We start from the raw sequence: 15,745 nt of genomic DNA, 5'->3' as shown, positions 1-15,745 counted from the left end.
TAGCGTGGGGAGTAGCCCTACGTTAAGCATTAACCAATAATAAAAGAGTGAGTATGAAGTTCATAATCCGGGCCTTGTTAGTCAGTGCAGTGTTGTCGTTTAGCAGCTACGCGCAAGAAGTAATGCTTGACCGCGTAGCGGTTATTGTCGATCAGGGTGTTGTACTTCAAAGTGAAGTAGATGCACTCATGAATGACGTTAAACGTAACGCAGAGGCAAATGGGCAAGACCTTCCTTCTGACCGCGCACTGCGTACTCAAGCCATTGAGCGTTTAATCACCAAAAGTCTTCAATTGCAGATGGCACAAAGAATGGGTATTCAAATAAGCGACCCACAGCTTGAACAAACCATTGCAAATATTGCTGCAAACCAAAATACCACGGTAGATGAACTACGCAGACAATTGCGTTTAGAAGGCATCGCTTATGAAGATTACCGTGAAGATATACGCGAAGAAATCGTGATGGGTGAAGTACGTCGCGCGAATGTTCGCCGCCGTGTTTATATTACCGACCAAGAAAGAGAAACCCTTATTGAACTTATGGAACAACAAGGTGCAGAACAAGAAGAATACCGTCTAGGCCACATTCTTATTGGCTTTCCATCGGATCCTTCCGACGAACAAATCGATGCAGCAAGAGAGCGTGCAGACAAAGTACTTTCTCTATTAAATTCTGGGTCAGATTTTGCTAAAATAGCTATCGCATCATCATCAGGTAATGAAGCCTTAGAAGGTGGTGACATGGGTTGGTTGAACATTAACGCTATGCCTACCTTGTTTGCTGAAGCGATTCAGGGGAAAGCAAAAGACGAGCTAGTCGGCCCTATCCGAAGTGGTGCTGGTTTTCATATCTTGAAAGTATTAGATACTCGAGGCATTGAAAAAGTCACTATTGAAGAGGTTAACTCTCGTCATATCCTCGTTAAGCCTTCAATCATACTCAGTGAAGACAAAGCCAAAGCGATGCTAGTAAAATTCAGAGCTCAGCTTGAAGCGGGTGAAGTTGAATTTGAAGATCTTGCTAAAGAGCATTCAGAAGATCCAGGTTCAGCCCTTAAAGGCGGCGAGCTTGGTTGGTCAGATCCAAACAACTACGTACCAGCTTTTAAAGACGCCCTTGCGCAATTATCAGCTGGTGAATACAGCGACCCAGTACGTTCAGTACACGGTTGGCACTTAATCCAATTAATCGATAGACGTGTAGACGACGCAACAGAGCGCCGCAAAGAAGACAAAGCGTATCAGCTTATTTTCAACAGAAAGTTCGCAGAAGAAACGGAAAACTGGTTACGTGAAATGCGCGACGCTGCCTACATTGAAGTTATCGAGTAATATATAGAGCATAAATGACACCGATAAAAATTGCAGTAACACCAGGTGAGCCTGCCGGTATTGGGCCAGACTTAATTATCAAGCTGGCTCAAGAATCATGGCAAGCTCAGTTAGTGGTATTCGCCGATGGCGAGATACTTGAAACCAGAGCGAAAGCACTTGGTTTACCGCTTACACTGCTTCCTTATGATGCATCAAACCCGCAGGTTCAGCCTGCGGGTTCGCTGTTTATTAAGCAAATTGATAAAGCGGCCGATGTGGTTGCAGGAACCTTAGATAGTGAGAACGGGTTATACGTAGTAGAAACCCTTCGACAAGCGTGCCAAGCAAACATGGAAGGCGACTTTCATGCGGTAGTCACCGGACCGGTGCACAAGGGCATTATCAATAAGGCTGGCGTATCTTTCAGTGGTCATACTGAATTCTTCGCGTATCAATCCAATACGATTGATGTTGTCATGTTGTTGGCAACAGAAGGCTTAAATGTCGCACTAGCCACTACGCATATTCCTTTAGAATATGTATCTCGCGCCATTACTAAAGAACGCCTTCACAAAGTGCTCCATATTATTAACACCGACTTTAAACTAAAATTTGGTGTTCGTAATCCGCATATCTACGTGTGTGGGCTTAATCCCCATGCAGGTGAAGATGGTCATATTGGCACAGAAGAAATTCAAACCATTATTCCGGCGCTAAACGAGTTACGTGAAGAAGGGCTAAATATTACCGGGCCACTTCCTGCCGATACTATATTTCAGCCTAAATATCTGGAAGATGCAGATGTTGTTCTTGCGATGTACCACGACCAAGGCCTTCCCGTGCTAAAATATAAAGGGTTTGGCGCTTCGGTTAACATTACCCTTGGCCTTCCATTTATAAGAACATCCGTCGATCACGGTACTGCACTAGATTTAGCAGGCCATGGTAATGCCGATCCTGGCAGTTTCAGAAAAGCATTGGAAAAAGCCATTGAGCTTGCACATCATCAACAATGAGTAAAACACATTTAGGCCACACGGCCAGAAAACGCTTCGGACAAAACTTCCTTCACGACGACTATGTGATTGGACAAATCGTGTCGGCCATTAATCCGCAACACGAGCAAAACTTGGTTGAAATCGGCCCTGGCTTAGGCGCGCTAACCGATCCTGTTTGCGATGAAGTTGAAGCACTTACTGTTATCGAGCTTGACCGAGATTTGGCTAAGCGTTTACGAGAACATCCGTTTAACGGCGATAAGCTAACTGTTATTGAACAAGACGCCATGACCATGGATTTCACCGAGCTGGCTAAAACTATGCCCGTGAAAGATAAAGGGTTGCGCGTTTTTGGTAACTTACCGTATAACATTTCAACGCCGCTAATGTTTCACCTGTTCTCTCACGCTGCGTGCGTAGATGACATGCACTTCATGCTACAAAAAGAAGTGGTGAATCGTTTAGCTGCAGGGCATGGCTCTAAAAGCTATGGCCGATTATCGGTAATGGCCCAATACTATTGTAAGGTTATGCCGGTACTCAATGTGCCACCAGGTGCCTTTAAGCCGCCCCCGAAGGTTGATTCTGCGGTAGTACGTCTTATTCCGCACAAAACACCTCCAGTGGATGTGGTCTCAGTGGCTACCCTCGAACGAGTATGCGCACAGGCGTTCAATCAACGTCGCAAGACAATACGCAACTCGTTAAAAGAAAGTCTTACTGAAGCACAAATCAGCGCGCTGGGTATAAACCCAACCGTAAGGGCTGAAGTGCTATCCTTGCAGGATTTCGCCACTATAGCGAATGCAGTATCAGCGTTAGAAGAAGCACAAGAAAATTAAAGTTAGCTTATGAATGAGTCTGAAATTAAGGTGCGGGTGAAAACCCGTCACCTTCCCGAGCACCTACCTTCTGATTCGCCACAATTTGCGTTCGCTTATCACGTGACCATTGTGAATGACAGCCAGGAAACGGTACAACTTATTAATCGTTACTGGCAAATTACCGATGCTAATGGTAAAACCTCAGAGGTGAGTGGCTCAGGTGTTGTGGGTAAACAGCCCATATTAAAACCGGGCGAAGATTTTGACTATACCAGTGGTGCAGTACTTGATACCCCGGTAGGAAATATGCAAGGCTATTACGAAATGGAGCGTGAAAACGGAGAACGTTTTCGTGTTCCAATTGAAGTATTCCGTTTAGCGGTTCCCAACATTCTTCACTGATTTTTGAGATTTATGACTTATCGCAACACCTTCGTCGTGGGTGATATTCAAGGTTGTTATAGTGGGCTACAGCGACTGCTGGAGAAAGCCAAATTCTCTGCGGATAAAGATAAACTCTTCGCCGTCGGCGACTTAGTTGCCAGAGGCGAAGACTCGTTAAGCACCTTACGGTTTCTAAAAAGCTTAGGTAGCAGTTTTGAAACCGTACTAGGAAACCATGATCTTCACTTGCTGGCGGTCGCGAACAAAATTCGTAAACCTAAGAAAGCTGACAACCTACAGCCCTTGCTTGATGCTCCCGATTTAAAAGCACTACTAGATTGGCTTCGCCAATTTCCCCTCGCGAAAAAAATCAATGACAATCACACCATCGTACATGCCGGTCTCTACCCTCACTGGAGTACAGACATACTCGTCAGCTTAAGCGATGAAGTCAGTAAGAAATTACAATCGAAGCACTACACTGATTTTTTAAAAAACATGTATGGCAACACACCGGTTAAATGGTCTGATAAACTTGAAGGTGAATCGCGAACCCGCTTTATTGTAAACGCGTGCACCAGAATGCGCTTTCTACACGCAGATACTAGCTTAGAGTTTGAGACGAAAACCCACCCTGGTCAGGCTTCGAAATCTGTTGTTCCTTGGTTCAAGGTAGATAACCTCCATCTTAAGGCACAAGAACAGGTACTCTTCGGTCATTGGGCTGCACTTAACAGCGAGACGCAAGATGATCGTTTTGTCGCGCTAGATACTGGGTATGTTTGGGGTCAAGAAATGACCATGCTGGATGTCAATACAGGTAAACACATCAGAGTAAATGCGTAAATGACTTAATTGCTAAAGCAAACTACTAAATCGCAATTTCTTATGCTTTACTTGTTAACTTAATGGCTTACCTGCCGATACGTTGGTTATATACGTTAGTCTATAATCCCATTACCGTTCATGTTATACATTTTAATACCTTCCTCTAGGTCATTGAGGTGTATTTTGGACGTAGTGCGGGGTAGTATCGTCACGCAAAAGAATAAAAAATAGTCTAGGAGTTTCAATGAAGATTACAGTAGCCACTCGCGTAGTCGGCGGTTTTGTAGCAATTACTTGTCTACTGATTGTCATTAGCGTTGTTTCGTTGTTTAACCTCAATTCCATTGGTTCAGCAACCGAAGAAGTAAATGACGTTGCGCTTCCTACAGTAGCGGGTAGTAACGCCTTAAAAGCGAACTTCCTAAACATGGGTAGATTGACATTCGAAGCCTATATTGAAGAAGATTTGTCTGGCCTTCAGGAAAAGCGTACAGCGTTCAATCAAAGCCGAGACATGTTCGAAACTGAATATAAGAAGCTAGCGACTGCAGTTGCCAATGAACCTGAACTTCAGAGTAAACTAAACAGCGTTCGAGCTTCCTTTGACAACTATATTAAAAATGTTGAAGCGGTCTATTTGAACCACCAAAAATTCATGGATATCCGAAACACCATTGACGACCGTTTAGGTGATGCTGAAGATAACGCTGACGATGCGTCTACTTACCTACTAGACTTTTCTGACCTTGACGCAGTGCAAAGTGACCCAAATCTTAGACGCGCAGCAGATATTGGTAGCCAACTAGAAACCTCATTACTTTCTCTACTTACCGTTTCTTATGAATACGTAAAGACTGAAACTATCGTACGCTCTCAAACCCTGGGTAACGAAGTGGACTTAGTGGTAGATAAGGTTGCTACTTTACTTAGCGATATGAGCCAAGCCGCTGGGCAGCGAGATCAGTCAGGTACGCTTAGCGATATTAATGAATTGGTTAACGATGCCCTTAATGCGATTACAGCCAGTGACGGCGTAATGGCGTTGCATGTAGAGAGGCTAGAACGCAGAAACGATTCTGAGGCGGCACTTAATGCATCAGATAAGAACATTGCAAATGGTATTGTTGAACTTGAACAATTACTAGCGCTTGCGGACGCCAAAGCAAAAGACGTAGAAAATCAAGTGAATGGTGCTATTACTACAGGCAATATCATCATTATAGCGGTGGTAATATTTTCAATTTTGATAGCCGCTGCGATTGGTTACGTGACGGTAAGAGCTATTACCCGTCCTCTTTATCGCGTGAACGAGTTGCTTACCGTGGCATCATCTGGAGACTTAACACATCGCCTTGACGATTCTGCTCAAGATGAATTTGGTCTGTTAGCTAAAAACTGTAATACCCTAATTGGCAACCTCAAAGAGCTGATTTCAGGAATTAATACCCGTGCCGAGCAACTTGCCGCGGCATCAGAACAAACCTCAGCCGTTACTGCGCAAACCACGCATTCGATTCAAGATCAGAAGTCGCAAATTGGCCAAGTGGCAACCGCCACTACAGAGATGCACTCTACCTCACAATTAGTAGTGCAAAACGCTGAAGATACGCTGAGCCAAATTCGCCATGCTGATGCCGAAGCTGAAAATGTACGTCAAATCTCACTTGAGAATAAACGTATTATCGAAATTCTCGCCAAAGACGTTCAAGACGCTGCCGATGTTATCAACAAGCTTCATCAAGACAGCGCTAGCATCGGGGGTATTCTTGATGTTATACGCGGCGTGGCCGACCAAACTAACCTACTTGCCTTGAATGCCGCCATTGAAGCTGCCCGTGCGGGTGAGCAAGGTAGAGGCTTTGCGGTAGTTGCTGATGAAGTACGTACACTAGCGAGCCGAACGCAACAGTCTACGCAAGAAATTAACGCGATGATTGAGGTACTTCAAGCGGGTGCTGAACGCGCGGTATCAGTAATGAATCAAGGTAAAGAGCAAACAGTAGCCTGTGTAGAGCAAACGGAAAAAGCGACACAAGCGCTAGATATCATCTCTGAAGCGGTACACAAAGCCCACGACGTAAGTTCTCAAATTGAACAATCCGCACGTGAACAAAATACGGTATCACAAGAAATTAGCGAGAAGCTTGAAACTATCGTTAATATTGCTGAAGAGACCACTTCAGGTGCCCAGCAAACCTCTGACTCTAGCCACGAAGTGGCAAGGCTTGCTGAAGAACTACAGCAATCTATCCGTCAGTTTAAGGTATAAAATCACACTGAGTATTTGGTTTAGTTTAATTGGATTGGATTAACTTAAACACTCAGCGTTAAATGAAAAAGGGAAGGTTAACACCTTCCCTTTTTTGTCTGTGAAAAACACATTACACGCTACTCAAAAAGCGCTTTATGTAAGTCCTTCACTATTTTATCGCTGTCAGTTTCATTCACTAAGAATGACAGGTTGTGCGGGTTAGCACCGAAACAAATCATGCGTAAGTTAAAGTCAGACACCGCAGCAAAAATCTTGCTAGACACACCAATGGCGGTTTGCATGTGGTTACCTACTACAGTGACTAAGTCGTAACCGTTCTCTACTTTCACATCACAAATAGTTTCAAGTTCTGCAATGGTTTCTTTGTTTAAGCGCTGTGCCACTGAATTGGCAGGGTTGTCTAAGGTAAACGACACCGAGATTTCTGATGTAGTCACCAAATCAACACTTAGCTTGTGCTTAGCGATGATGGCAAAAACCTGCTGTAGGAAGCCCTGTGCGTACATCATCTTAGGTGTTTTCACTGTTACCATAACTTGGTCTTTACGGCGAGTAATGGCACGATAAGGTGGCTCTTCTACACAGTCTCGAACAATCCAAGTACCGCCTTTTTCTGGCTCTTTACTTGAACCTACAAACACTTTAATGTTTTTACGAAGGGCTGGTTCCATGGTGGCAGGATGCAGCACCTTAGCACCAAATGTCGCCATTTCAGCCGCTTCTTCAAAGCTAAGTTCTGGTAATGGGCGAGCAGCAGCAGTGATACGTGGATCGGTAGTATAAACCCCAATCACGTCTGTCCATATTTCACAGGCGTCAGCGTCTAATGCTTCTGCGAGAAGCGCGGCAGTAAAATCAGAACCACCACGACCTAAGGTCGTAGTTCGGCCTTCATCATCAGCACCCACAAACCCTTGTGTAACCACAATAGCATTTTCAATTTCAGGGGCCAGCAATTGCTTTGCCAAAGCTTCAATGGTGTCTATCTGTGGCACTGCTTCACCAAATTCACTGTCGGTGCGCAAGACTTTGCGTACATCGAAGTTCATGGTAGTCACATTTTGTTCAGCTACTTTTTGTTCGGCTAAGACTGCACTGAACATCAATGACGACATGCGCTCCCCCATAGAAAGCAACTGATCTTTCAAATCGTTTCTATGTAAAATCTCTTCGTGAAATGCTAGGGATTTCATTTCATCCAGCAAATCATTTAGCTTGCTTTCAACCGAGCTTTTATCTGCAAGCTTGTTGAGAATGGCAAGTTCAATATCAACAATAGACTGGCAAGTAGATTCTATTTGCTCTTGGGTAAGTGGGCTGTGCGCTAAATTCACCAGGTGGTTTGTCACCCCTGCTGATGCACTAACAACCACGATACGGGTCGCACTGTTTGAGGCAACAATTCGCGCACAGTTTTGCATCACTTCATAGTTCGCAACACTGGTTCCGCCGAACTTGGCGATGGTTAAAGCATTTGCCACGATTTTACTCCGAATTTCTTTTACCGAGCATAGTGCTCGATAATGACCGGCGAATAGGTTATTCGCACCGGTTTAACGATTAATTTCTATCTGGTCACCCACACTGATATTGTGTGAAGCGAACCACCCTTGGTTCATTTCTAGCGCGTAGAGTACCTCTTTAGTTGCCTGCACAGACGTTAGGTCGTGAGGCTCTAGAGGTTTTATATCTGTAATTACGCCATTTCTGTCGATATAGGCGACATCTAAAGCAATATTCGTATTCTTCATCCACATGCTGGCGTATCGCGACGATGCAAACTTAAAGAACATTCCACAGTCATCACACAGAGATTCTCTGAACATTAACCCTTGGGCACGTTGATCAAAAGAGTGCGCGTATTCCATTTGGTAAAGTTTTCCATCAATCGTTAAGGTGATTTGATCAAACTCTACGCTAGGTTCCATTTGTGCGCTGGCATTAAAAGCGCCATATCCTAGAAGCACAAATAGCGCGATTGCGATGAAAGTAGTTTTAGCCATTAGACATTCCTTTTACCCATAAAAAAAGCCGGACACTTACGGTGCCCGGCTTTGTAGTTTATACACTAAATCAGGCAACATTCAATGTTGGAATGATATTGGCCTTTGCCTCTTCCTCAGCCTTCTTGAAACTTGGCATTTTATCGAAGTTTAAGTAGCGGAATACTTCAGACGACATGGAGTTAATTTTGCTCGCATATTCCATGTATTCTTCTGCCGTTGGAATACGACCAACGATAGCACCTACCGCCGCTAACTCGGCCGACGTAAGGTACACGTTCGCCCCATCACCTAAACGATTAGGGAAGTTTCTGGTAGAGGTAGACAGCACCGTAGCACCTGCATTTACACGTGCTTGGTTACCCATACACAATGAACACCCGGGCATTTCTGTACGCACGCCCACTCGCCCATAAATGTTGTAGTAGCCCTCTTCCATCAACTGAGCCTTATCCATTTTCGTGGGTGGCGACATCCACAAACGGGTAGGTAAGGTTTTATTGAACTGCTCAAGTAATTTACCGGCCGCTCTAAAATGACCAATGTTAGTCATACATGAACCGATAAAGACTTCATCTACGTTCTCACCAGCAACATCTGATAGCGTTTTCGCGTCATCAGGGTCATTCGGGCAGCACACAATAGGCTCTTTAATGTCGTTGAGGTCTATCTCGATAATTTCCTTGTACTCAGCATCTGCATCGGCGCGCATAAGTTCAGGGTTGGCCAGCCACTCTTCCATCTTCTGAGCACGGCGTTCAAGCGTACGTGGGTCGCCGTAACCTTCGTTAATCATCCAACGAAGCATAGTGATGTTTGAATTAAGGTATTCAGCAATAGACTCTTCTGAAAGGTTAATACTACAGCCCGCCGCTGAACGCTCTGCCGATGCGTCAGATAATTCAAATGCTTGTTCTACCGTTAGGTGTTCCAGCCCTTCAATTTCAAGTACGCGACCAGAGAACGCATTAATTTTGCCTTTCTTCTCTACGGTAAGTAAGCCTTGCTTAATACCGTATAACGGAATGGCGTGTACTAAATCACGCAGGGTAATGCCAGGCTGCATTTCGCCTTTAAAACGAACCAGAATGGATTCAGGCATATCTAGGGGCATCACACCGGTTGCTGCAGCAAAAGCCACTAAGCCAGATCCTGCTGGGAATGAAATACCTAATGGGAAACGAGTGTGTGAATCGCCACCGGTACCAACTGTGTCTGGCAACAACATGCGATTTAACCAGCTGTGAATAATGCCGTCGCCGGGACGAAGGGATACACCGCCTCGGTTCATCATGAAGTCTGGCAAGGTATGCTGTGTTTCAATATCAACAGGCTTAGGATACGCCGCAGTATGACAGAACGACTGCATGGTTAAGTCGGCAGTGAAACCAAGACAGGCTAAATCTTTTAGCTCATCTCGCGTCATAGGGCCTGTAGTATCTTGCGAACCAACCGTGGTCATCTTAGGTTCGCAATAAGTACCAGGGCGAATGCCTTCAACGCCACACGCTTTACCTACCATCTTTTGGGCAAGGGTGTAGCCTTTACCAGTATCGGTAGGTTGTTCTGGAGTGCGGAACAAATCTGTTGCACCTAAACCTAATGTTTCTCGTGCTTTTTCAGTAAGCGCGCGGCCAATAATAAGGTTAATTCGTCCACCAGCGCGTACTTCATCTAAAATGACTTTAGATTTGTATTCGTACTCCGCTAACACTTCACCTGTTTCATGGTTGGTAATTTTGCCTTCAAACGGGTAGATGTCGATGACATCGCCCATGTTCATTTTTTCTACATCAGCTTCAAATACCAAGGCCCCTGCGTCTTCCATAGTATTGAAGAAAATAGGTGCTACTTTGCTACCAATACATACACCGCCACCGCGCTTATTTGGCACGCCTGGTAAGTCTTCACCAAAGAACCACAACACTGAATTGGTGGCCGATTTACGTGATGAACCTGTGCCTACCACATCGCCAACAAAGGCAACGGGATAACTTTGGTTTTTTACATCTTCAATTTGTTGCATTGGCCCTTTAACGCCATGTTCTTCGGGCTCTAAGCCATCACGGGTCATCTTATAAGCGGCTAAGGCGTGAAGAGGAATGTCTGGGCGCGACCACGCATCTGGGGCGGGAGACAAGTCGTCGGTATTGGTTTCACCGGTCACTTTAAATACAGAGTAAGTGATCTTATCGTCCATTAATTTACGCGACGTAAACCACTCTCCTTCTGCCCACGACTTAATAACGTCAGTGGCAAATTGATTTCCGGCTTTGTGCTTTTCTTCAACATCATGGTAGGCGTCAAACATCAGCAGCGTGTGCTTAAGTTCTTTAGCCGCTAGTGGCGCTAGGCTCTCATCGTCGAGAAGCTCAACTAATGTCACGATGTTGTAGCCACCATGCATGTTGCCTAATAGCTCAATGGCCTTTTCTTTTGAAATTAACGAGCAGCTATCTTCGCCTTTAACGATAGCACTTAGGAAACCGGCTTTAACGTAAGCGGCCTCATCTACGCCAGGTGGAACACGTTCAGACAACAATTCTAGTAAATTGTCTGCTTCGCCTTCTGGTGGATTTTTAATTAACTCAACCAAGCCTGCTACCTGTTCAGCATTTAGCGGCTTAGGAGGGATCCCTTCAACAGCACGTTCTTCTACGTGTTTGCGATAGTCTTGTAACACGATGTCTTCCTCTTGGTTTAGCTTGCGCAATGGGAATAACGGTCTTGTACGATCTTGACGCAAGGTCTGATTAAAAATACTTCATAAGTATAACGATTAACCTGCCTAAATTAAATTTTTGAGGCTTATTATTCGTTTATAGTCGCCATTCAGCGCACTTGATATTGAACGATTAAAGCTATTAAAAACTTTAAAATTAAACCCTAAAAGCAATCGAAGTTATTAAATGTTATTGAGCGCTATTGCTCCCTATTATTATTTCCTGTCTTTATTGAAATGGAGTCGATAACCGTGAAAACCAAGCTCGGCTTGAACACCACAAGGGCATAACGTCTTATAAATCTGGAAGGTCTTTAGCTGGACGCACATGCCTAAAGCTCGCAAAGCGGGGAATGCCCTTCTTTGTTACGCCAAAGTATTTAAAGGTGATCCAACTGTTCATGGGTGGCGGATATCGGCGCTGTTTCATACTAAACCCTGTGCCGATTTTAAATTGTATCCCCGCTGGCGTCTCGACGATAAGCGAGCCCATCATGCCGGCGAACTTCCCTTTACCTTTTACATAGCCAATCACTTTGGCTTCAGCATCGTTGAACCGTTTTACCTTTAATAGCTGATTACTGCGTCCGTCCTGATAAAAGGCAGCTTTGTGATGCAGCATTAGGCCTTCACCGCCCTTTGCGGTGACCTCATCTATTTTCGCTTCGAGAACCCGCTGAGAACCTAAGGTAAACTGGGGGATCATAGTTAAGCTATTACTATTTGCTTGCCTTACCAGTGTCTCCATCGTAGACAAACGTGTGGCAAACGGGACATGACTGACGGGCATATCAAACAGCATCATCTTCACCGTCCTCCAGCGTTCATCAGGCGTATGGCTAAGTACAATAGAAGCGATAGCTTCAAAACTGCTTCGCTGTGTCCATAGCTCTCCATCAAGAACTACATCAGGCCAGTTCTTGGTAAACCACTCAGGTGCGTGAATTTTATTACCGTTTCGGGTAAGAAGCTGCGTACCCGTCCAGCGGGCACGCACGCCATCTAACTTTTCGCTAACCAAATACTCAGCAATATTGATGTAGTCACTCTTATTGTAGGTCGCTGCCAATTGGATAGGCGTTACCCCCTGCTTTATCACGCGTTTAATGGGGCTAAACACTGGCTTGGCGACGTTAGCCATCGACTTAGCAGTATCAGAAATTGGCTTAGCAAAGTCAGACATTGGTTCAGTTGTGTCAGACTTTAGGTAAGTGCCTGGAGTGGCAAAGGGGATGGCAACGGGTGTGGCAAATGAAACGGTAGGCAAACTTATCGCCAGTAGTAGTATCGAGATAAAATATTTAAAATTCATTTTGGCATTCTTGTTAAAAAACAAAAAAGCTTACGCTTATCAACTCGTGAGTAAACTGGGCTTAAGACTGGTTTACATGAAGGCTTTGAATACAGGCGGAATACAGGCGGAATACAGGCGGAATACAGGCGGAAATACAGGTGGGAATAGAGATATAAAAAAGCCCCAACCGAGGTTGAGGCTTTATATGCTAGTTGCTATTTAGCGTAAGGTTAAATAGCGTTTTAGCCTACTGTTTTAACAGCAACGCTTGGCTCGAACTTAGCTTTAACGCTCATGTCTTCTGCTGGCGGCGCGAAGTCAGTAAGGTTAATACCCTCAACCGCAGCTTTGTACTCTTCCATTGTTGGGAAGCGACCTAGCACAGCAGATAGCACGACTAATGGTGTTGAACCAAGAAGTGACTCACCTTTCTTCTCGTTAGAGTCGGCAACAACACGACCTTGGAATAAGCGCGTAGAGGTAGCAATTACCGTATCACCAGGTTCTGCCTTTTCTTGGTTACCCATACAAAGGTTACATCCTGGACGCTCTAGGTACATGATGTTGTCGTACTTGGTACGCGCAGATTCTTTTGGCTTGTCGTCGTTAAACTCGAAACCTGCGTACTTAGTAAGAATGTCCCAATCGCCTTCCGCTTTTAGTTCATCAACAATGTTGTATGTTGGTGGTGCAACAACAAGTGGTACGTTAAACGACACGCTGCCATTTTGCTTTTCTAAATTACGAAGCATTTGAGCGATAATCTGCATGTCACCTTTGTGAACCATACAAGAACCAACAAAGGCTAAATCAACAGTTTTGCCGTCGTAGAAAGAAACTGGGCGAATAACGTCATGGGTATAACGCTTGGAAACGTCATCGTTATTTACGTCTGGGTCAGCAATCATTGGCTCGTCGATTTGGTCTAAATCAACAACCACTTCTGCGTAGTATTTTGCGCTGTCATCTGGTGCAAGCGCTGGCTCTTCGCCAGACTCGATTTCAGCAATACGCTTATCAGCAAGGTCAATCAAACCTTGAAGCATGCTGGCATCGTTTTCCATGCCCTTATCGATCATTATCTGAATGCGGCTCTTCGCCACTTCTAGCGACTTGATCATAGTCTCGTCGTTAGAAATACAGATTGAGGCTTTCGCCTTCATTTCTGCTGTCCAGTCGGTAAAGGTAAACGCTTGGTCAGCAAGCAAAGTACCGATTTGCACTTCAATAACACGACCTTGGAACACATTCTCACCGCCAAATTGCTTCAGCATTTGAGCTTGAGTAGCATGAACAACGTCACGGAAGTCCATGTGGCTCTTCATGTGGCCTTTAAAGGTCACTTTAACCGACTCTGGAATTGGCATCGCCGCTTCACCTGTCGCAAGCGCTACCGCTACCGTACCCGAGTCAGCTCCGAACGCGACGCCTTTAGACATACGTGTATGTGAGTCACCACCAATGATAATAGCGCGATCGTCAACGGTAATATCGTTCAATACTTTGTGAATAACGTCAGTCATTGCATGGTAAACCCCTTTAGGGTCACGTGCCGTGATTACGCCAAAGTTATTCATGAAAGACATAAGCTTAGGAATATTAGCTTGGGCTTTCTTATCCCATACCGACGCTGTGTGACAGCCCGACTGGTATGCACCGTCTACAAGCGGAGAAATAGTTGATGCTGCCATCGACTCTAGCTCTTGGCATGTCATCGGGCCGGTTGTATCTTGTGAGCCTACAATGTTTACTTTAACGCGAACGTCTGAGCCAGCGTGAAGCGGAGTCTCAGACTTAACGCCTACCGCATTGCGGTTAAAGATTTTTTCAACAGCTGTTAGACCTTGGTTCGCTACAGATACTTCTTTCGAACGTGCATAAACTTCAGGTACGTCTGTACCTAACACTTTTGCAGCAAAAGTTTGTAACTGCTTACCAAACGTTACCGCGTAAGAACCACCGGCTTTCATAAACTCCATTTTTTGCGGAGTGAAAGCGCTTGATATATCAGCAAGTTCTTCTGAGCCGTTAAACAGTTTCTTCGCTTTAGTGTCGATGGTAAGCACGGTGCCTGTAGCAACAGAATATGCTTCTTCTAACACTGGGTCGCCGTTAGCATCGCGAACCACATCACCGTTAGCATCCGTCTTTTTAACCCAGTTTTTAAGGTCTAAACCAATACCGCCGGTAACGTCTACGGTCGTTAAGAAGATAGGCGCGATACCGTTGGTACCTGCAACTACTGGCGCTTTGTTCACAAATGGAATGTAAGGGCTTGCTGCCTCACCGGCCCAAAGTGCAACGTTATTCACACCTGACATACGCGAAGAACCTACGCCCATGGTGCCTTTTTCAGCAATAAGCATTACTTTAGCGTTAGGGTGCTTTTTACCTAGCTCAACAATTTCTTGCTGTGCTTCAGGGGTGATCATGCACTGACCGTGTAGCTCGCGATCTGCACGAGAGTGAGCTTGGTTACCAGGAGAAAGCAAATCAGTAGAGATATCACCTTCTGCAGCAATATAAGTCACTACATCAATTTTTTCTGGAACGTCAGGCAGTTTAGTAAAGAACTCTGCTTTTGCGTAGCTCTCTAGGATCTCTTTTGCTATCACATTACCTGCGTTGTAAGACGCTTCTAAACGTTCTGTATCAGCTTCGTATAAGTAAACCTGTGTTTTAACTACTTCAGCAGCAGCCTTAGTGACGGCTTCGTTGTCTGAAAGCGCCAAATCAAGAAGCACTTCAACAGACGGACCACCTTTCATGTGTGAAAGCAGCTCTAACGCAAACTCAGGTGTAATTTCAGCAACAACTGACTCACCTAGTACGATTTCTTTAAGGAATGCAGCTTTAACACCTGCAGCACTTGTTGTACCTGGCAGTGTGTTGTAGATGAAGAAGTTAAGAGAGTCTTCACGGTGCTCGTTATTCGTATCTTTAATTTGAGCAATAATTTCTGACAGTAAATCGGCACTGTCGATAGGCTTAGGGTGTAAACCAAGCTCCGCTTTACGGGTCTCGATTTCGGCCATGTAATCTGAATACAAACTCATATAATTCTCTCGGTCTTGGTTATACGTAGGTATTTTTATACGCAGGGT

At 44.9% G+C, this 15,745-nt stretch carries 11 protein-coding genes; 6 read left to right on the top strand and 5 right to left on the bottom strand.

The genetic code is table 11. The features are described 5' to 3' along the window. Positions 1 to 47: 47 nt before the first annotated feature. The 6 genes from surA to AAC006_RS03715 all read left to right on the top strand — a co-directional run bounded on the left by surA (position 48) and on the right by AAC006_RS03715 (position 6,619). Positions 48 to 1,334 carry a peptidylprolyl isomerase SurA gene (gene surA, locus AAC006_RS03740; protein WP_256772040.1) on the top strand — a complete coding sequence of 429 codons (1,287 nt, stop codon included), beginning with the start codon at positions 48 to 50 and terminating at the stop codon, positions 1,332 to 1,334. Between the two features lie 14 nt (positions 1,335 to 1,348). Then, entirely contained in the window at positions 1,349 to 2,332 is a 984-nt protein-coding gene (gene pdxA, locus AAC006_RS03735; protein WP_013785394.1) for a 4-hydroxythreonine-4-phosphate dehydrogenase PdxA, read from the top strand. Further along, positions 2,329 to 3,156, top strand: coding sequence for a 16S rRNA (adenine(1518)-N(6)/adenine(1519)-N(6))-dimethyltransferase RsmA (gene rsmA, locus AAC006_RS03730; protein WP_126872480.1), 828 nt, complete (start codon positions 2,329 to 2,331; stop codon positions 3,154 to 3,156). The genes pdxA and rsmA overlap by 4 nt, the downstream gene beginning before the upstream one ends. Before the next feature lie 9 nt (positions 3,157 to 3,165). After that, on the top strand, positions 3,166 to 3,540 hold the full coding sequence (gene apaG / locus AAC006_RS03725) for a Co2+/Mg2+ efflux protein ApaG (protein WP_013785396.1): 375 nt from the start codon (positions 3,166 to 3,168) through the stop codon (positions 3,538 to 3,540). A 12-nt stretch (positions 3,541 to 3,552) separates the two neighbouring features. After that, positions 3,553 to 4,368, top strand: a complete 816-nt coding sequence (locus tag AAC006_RS03720) for a symmetrical bis(5'-nucleosyl)-tetraphosphatase (protein ID WP_339890703.1) — start codon at positions 3,553 to 3,555, stop codon at positions 4,366 to 4,368. Between the two features lie 226 nt (positions 4,369 to 4,594). Further along, on the top strand, positions 4,595 to 6,619 hold the full coding sequence (locus AAC006_RS03715) for a methyl-accepting chemotaxis protein (RefSeq protein WP_256772038.1): 2,025 nt from the start codon (positions 4,595 to 4,597) through the stop codon (positions 6,617 to 6,619). A gap of 119 nt (positions 6,620 to 6,738) precedes the next feature. Here AAC006_RS03715 and lysC read toward each other — a convergent pair whose 3' ends face one another. From lysC to AAC006_RS03690, 5 genes are all read right to left on the bottom strand, one after another. Continuing rightward, the gene (gene lysC / locus AAC006_RS03710) at positions 6,739 to 8,103 is read right to left on the bottom strand and encodes a lysine-sensitive aspartokinase 3 (protein ID WP_013785399.1); all 1,365 of its coding nucleotides are present in this window, start codon (positions 8,101 to 8,103) and stop codon (positions 6,739 to 6,741) included. A gap of 72 nt (positions 8,104 to 8,175) precedes the next feature. After that, entirely contained in the window at positions 8,176 to 8,625 is a 450-nt protein-coding gene (locus AAC006_RS03705) for a DUF192 domain-containing protein (RefSeq protein ID WP_339890700.1), read from the bottom strand. 70 nt (positions 8,626 to 8,695) lie between these two features. Then, positions 8,696 to 11,308 carry a bifunctional aconitate hydratase 2/2-methylisocitrate dehydratase gene (gene acnB, locus AAC006_RS03700; RefSeq protein WP_339890699.1) on the bottom strand — a complete coding sequence of 871 codons (2,613 nt, stop codon included), beginning with the start codon at positions 11,306 to 11,308 and terminating at the stop codon, positions 8,696 to 8,698. A gap of 334 nt (positions 11,309 to 11,642) precedes the next feature. After that, positions 11,643 to 12,659, bottom strand: coding sequence for a DNA ligase (locus tag AAC006_RS03695; RefSeq protein WP_339890697.1), 1,017 nt, complete (start codon positions 12,657 to 12,659; stop codon positions 11,643 to 11,645). Positions 12,660 to 12,883: 224 nt separating this feature from the next. Next, positions 12,884 to 15,697, bottom strand: coding sequence for a bifunctional aconitate hydratase 2/2-methylisocitrate dehydratase (locus AAC006_RS03690; RefSeq protein ID WP_013785403.1), 2,814 nt, complete (start codon positions 15,695 to 15,697; stop codon positions 12,884 to 12,886). Positions 15,698 to 15,745 lie beyond the last annotated feature (48 nt).

The organism is uncultured Alteromonas sp. (assembly GCF_963976965.1).
GTDB lineage: Bacteria > Pseudomonadota > Gammaproteobacteria > Enterobacterales > Alteromonadaceae > Alteromonas > Alteromonas naphthalenivorans.
The sequence above is the reverse complement of the archived record's forward strand: the minus strand, read 5'-3'. Positions and strand labels throughout refer to the sequence as shown.

What these genes read in the sequence shown, in the direction of transcription:
- pdxA (WP_013785394.1), top strand. Translation starts at nt 1,349, where the DNA reads ATGACACCGATAAAAATTGCAGTAACACCAGGTGAGCCTGCCGGTATT.
- rsmA (WP_126872480.1), top strand. Translation starts at nt 2,329, where the DNA reads ATGAGTAAAACACATTTAGGCCACACGGCCAGAAAACGCTTCGGACAA.
- apaG (WP_013785396.1), top strand. Translation starts at nt 3,166, where the DNA reads ATGAATGAGTCTGAAATTAAGGTGCGGGTGAAAACCCGTCACCTTCCC.
- AAC006_RS03720 (WP_339890703.1), top strand. Translation starts at nt 3,553, where the DNA reads ATGACTTATCGCAACACCTTCGTCGTGGGTGATATTCAAGGTTGTTAT.
- AAC006_RS03715 (WP_256772038.1), top strand. Translation starts at nt 4,595, where the DNA reads ATGAAGATTACAGTAGCCACTCGCGTAGTCGGCGGTTTTGTAGCAATT.
- AAC006_RS03705 (WP_339890700.1), bottom strand. Translation starts at nt 8,625, where the DNA reads ATGGCTAAAACTACTTTCATCGCAATCGCGCTATTTGTGCTTCTAGGA.
- AAC006_RS03695 (WP_339890697.1), bottom strand. Translation starts at nt 12,659, where the DNA reads ATGAATTTTAAATATTTTATCTCGATACTACTACTGGCGATAAGTTTG.
- AAC006_RS03690 (WP_013785403.1), bottom strand. Translation starts at nt 15,697, where the DNA reads ATGAGTTTGTATTCAGATTACATGGCCGAAATCGAGACCCGTAAAGCG.